Source organism: Atopobacter sp. AH10 (assembly GCF_003664595.1).
Taxonomy (GTDB): domain Bacteria; phylum Bacillota; class Bacilli; order Lactobacillales; family Aerococcaceae; genus Atopobacter.
Window position 1 is genome coordinate 1 of the sequence record NZ_QXPZ01000075.1, and the last position, 3,558, is coordinate 3,558.

4 protein-coding genes are annotated in these 3,558 nt (G+C 29.5%); all 4 read left to right on the plus strand.

What is annotated here, in order from left to right; all coding sequences use genetic code 11:
• Nucleotides 1–277: 277 nt before the first annotated feature.
• The gene (locus D3H64_RS10095) at nucleotides 278–1,264 is read left to right on the plus strand and encodes a hypothetical protein (protein ID WP_121566074.1); all 987 of its coding nucleotides are present in this window, start codon (nucleotides 278–280) and stop codon (nucleotides 1,262–1,264) included.
• Nucleotides 1,265–1,653: 389 nt separating this feature from the next.
• Complete coding sequence (locus tag D3H64_RS10100) at nucleotides 1,654–2,031, plus strand: hypothetical protein (protein WP_121566075.1); 378 nt, start codon at nucleotides 1,654–1,656, stop codon at nucleotides 2,029–2,031.
• Between the two features lie 66 nt (nucleotides 2,032–2,097).
• A complete protein-coding gene (locus D3H64_RS10105; protein ID WP_121566076.1) occupies nucleotides 2,098–2,412 on the plus strand; it encodes a hypothetical protein in 315 nt (104 codons plus the stop codon).
• Between the two features lie 196 nt (nucleotides 2,413–2,608).
• Nucleotides 2,609–3,508, plus strand: a complete 900-nt coding sequence (locus D3H64_RS10110) for an AAA family ATPase (protein ID WP_121566077.1) — start codon at nucleotides 2,609–2,611, stop codon at nucleotides 3,506–3,508.
• Nucleotides 3,509–3,558 lie beyond the last annotated feature (50 nt).

The window sequence follows — 3,558 nt, forward strand, 5'->3', positions numbered from 1 at the left end:
TAATTGCCACGCTGGTTGGATTTTAATTGCCAAAGTGGTTGATTTTTTAATTGCCAAACACACCTTAACTAACTGATCGTGTGATTTGTTGATGTTAAGGTGTATGCATGGATATCTATTCATCTTATATTTAAGTCAAACTCTTGAAAATATAATTCTCAATACCAGCTTATAACGAGTGGCTCAATTCTTATGGAAAGGTGGCTCAATAATTCGAGTAATAATCAGTTCTGTATCTCTCTTTTAATGTATAATAAGATTAGAACTATGGAAGGGAATGATTAACATCAGAAATCCCAGTAAAGAACACATTATAAAAATGAAAAAACATTTCGAAAGATTAAAAAGAAATAAAAAAATAAAGCATTGTTTGCATCCTGACAAAAATAATTGTAAGGGGAAAATCATAAGAGCGCACTCAATTCAAAATAAAAGAGTTTTAGAAAAAATATCAGAGAATGGAACAGTTTATATGCCAATATCAAATACGGGCAATCCGTTCGAGTTAATAGGAGAGTATGGTAGAAGGGTAGCTACTACATTTACTGGCTTTTGTGATTATCATGATAAAATGTTTCAACCGATTGAGATTAACAACTTTTCCTCAGACAATGAAGAACAGATTTTCTTATATATTTATCGGGCATTTATATTTGACTATCATCAAAAATTAGAATTAAAAAAGCAATACGAACAAAACCAATTGGTTGATGAGAGATTAAAATTACTTTCAATAGGAAATTTATTAGCTTTACACGACTTAGAAGATGACAAAAAATACTTTGATCGGGCAATCCTGGATAAAGATTATAATATTTTAAAATATATTGTCTGGAAGTTTCACCAGCCTATAAAATTTGCTGCTACAGGCTTATTATCTCCAGAAGAAGATTTGGATGGTAATTTTATTCAGAGTGTAGCTGATGAAAGTAATCAACTAGAGCATCTATATTTTTCTGTTTTCCCTGAAGAATTATCATCATATATAATCATGGCTTATCTTGATAAAGGTAAAAATATTTTCGATGGGCTATTTAAACAATTAGTTACATTAAACTATCAGCAAAAAAAGAACTTTACTAATTATGTAATTATAAAAGGAACTGATAATTTAGCGATAAATCCAAAAGCTTGGAATAATACTTCAGAAATTTTTAAGGAAAGCTTCAGATATAACTTTAAAGAATTTGAAGAGTTCTTTGAAATCCCTAAAGAAAAAGGTCATCAAATTTCTAAAATGCAATTTGATTTGTTTGAATTATAAATTTAATGTTATGGATGATACAGTGAAACAGAATATTCTTCATATCAAATCAATCTATAGATTAGTATCGACACACTTTGACTGCGTCGTATTGATTGAAAAAGTTACGCGATAAGCCTCTTAATGACGAGGTTCAGGCATTAAGCGAATGTTTAAATGGCTCGAATTTAGCTGGGTAAGAAGAAATTTAATCTGGACTTTGATTTCTGATGGAAAAATAGGGTGACGTTTGTGGACACTGATCAATTGGAGTGATAAGGTGGAAATCAAAAAACATTATTAGCGACTCAAGAAGAAAAATTAAGCGATACAATGTTGATCGAAAGGACCAAGCAAGCTAATAAAAGATATAGTTCAAAGAAAAAATAATGTTTAGGAGAAATTATACTATGATGATTTATCATTATACTTCAATGGAATCACTATATTTGATTTTAAAAAATCGAACACTTAGATTCACGAACTTGTTGAACATGGATGATTTAGAAGAAGGAATTACGCAAGATTATGAGTATGCAAAGCAGTATCAGTATGTATCTTGTTGGACAGAAGAAAATCAAGAATCCATTCCACAATGGTCCATTTATTCCGTAGATATGAAAGGAATTAGGATTGGTATAAATATTGATGAAGAAAGTATCATGGATTATTTTATCACTTCTGAAGATTCGGTTCTGAAAAGGGAGTGTCCATCAAATCTGGATTTTCTAAGAACAGCACCATATTTGAGTGATAATGGATGTCCTTTTATCAGGAAAATGAAATAGACTTTTGATGAGCAAAAATTAAAACCCACCCTTACAAAATTTGATGGGACAAGTTATGGAATCGACATGTCAAAATTAGCTATTTACAAATCTAAAGTATGGGATTTTCAAAAAGAGATTCGATTCATCGTAAGTTTTTCTCCGAGCCCTTTTAATAAAGATTTTACTTCGAATCATGATTTTAACCTAACAGAGGCTTTTAAAACGAAAAATATACCATTTGAATTTCTCGATTTGGAATTAAGTAATAGATTTTTTGAAGATTTAGAAATCACATTTGGGCCAAAATGTCCCCCTGTACATAAAGAATTGATTCGGATGTTTGTGAAAAAGTTTGGATTTGAACCAATAATTAGTGATAGTGAATTAAAGATAGCCTAGTTATACATAGAGATCTATGGAGTAATTTGAAAACGCTGATATAAAACTTTTGTTCTAGTCTCTTATAGCTTATAAAATTGCATATGGTGTGTGTTTAAACCTGTTCCACCCAAATAAATTTTATATGATATTATTTAGATCATAACAATCAGTTGATATTCAAATATTTAATTCAGAAAGGACAGGTAGGTTATAAATGATATCGCGAATAATTTTACAGAACTTTCGGCTTTTTAAGAAAGCGGATATTCAATGTAATGACAAGATGAATATTTTTGTTGGTGAAAATGGTGCTGGTAAGTCTACACTATTATATGCAATTGGTTTGGTATTGAAGGGAAGTCATAGTCAGATTGAAAATTTAGGGCTAGCAAGTCTTTTTAATAGTGAAGTTGTTTCTGAATTTTTAATAAAAAAAGAGATAAAAAATTTACCTGAAGTAATTGTTGAGTTATATCTTGATGAAAGTAACAAAGAGATTTCCTCAAACTTTTATATTGAGGGAAATCATAACTCTCAAAATATCAAAACCTTTGGAATATCCTTAAAGATAACGCCTATCAAAGAAATGATTGATGATATAAGACAAGTTTTAACTACGAGTAATTGGAGTGTTTTCCCTTTTGAATATTATAAAGTTCAATTTCTTACTTTTGCAGGCAAATCATATACTTCTTATACAAGACCTTTTAAGTTTTTTTACAGTATTGTCAATACCAGTTACATTGACACTAACAATGAAATACAAAAACGAATTAATGAGGTATACTTAGACAAGGTTTCTGAAGAAAATAGGGCAAAGGTTAATCATCAATATAGATTATCTACAGATGATTTATTAAAAGAATTAAAGAAAAGCAGTCTTATAGAAGATAATCAATCTGATTTCTCTCTTCACTTTGATGATTCAGAAAATGCATTTAGAAATTCGATCTCAATCGTTAAAAATGGGATAGATATAAGAAATTTTGGTCAAGGTGAAAAAGTCATATTAGCTGTAGAGAATGCTTATAAAAATTTGAAGGATAAGGTTAAAATATTAATTATTGAAGAACCAGAAAATCATTTAAGTTTTCAAAATTTAGGTGGATTTTAGAATGAACTTAGCCACTCAATTGTGAAAAAAAAAGACGCCATGTAAATTTC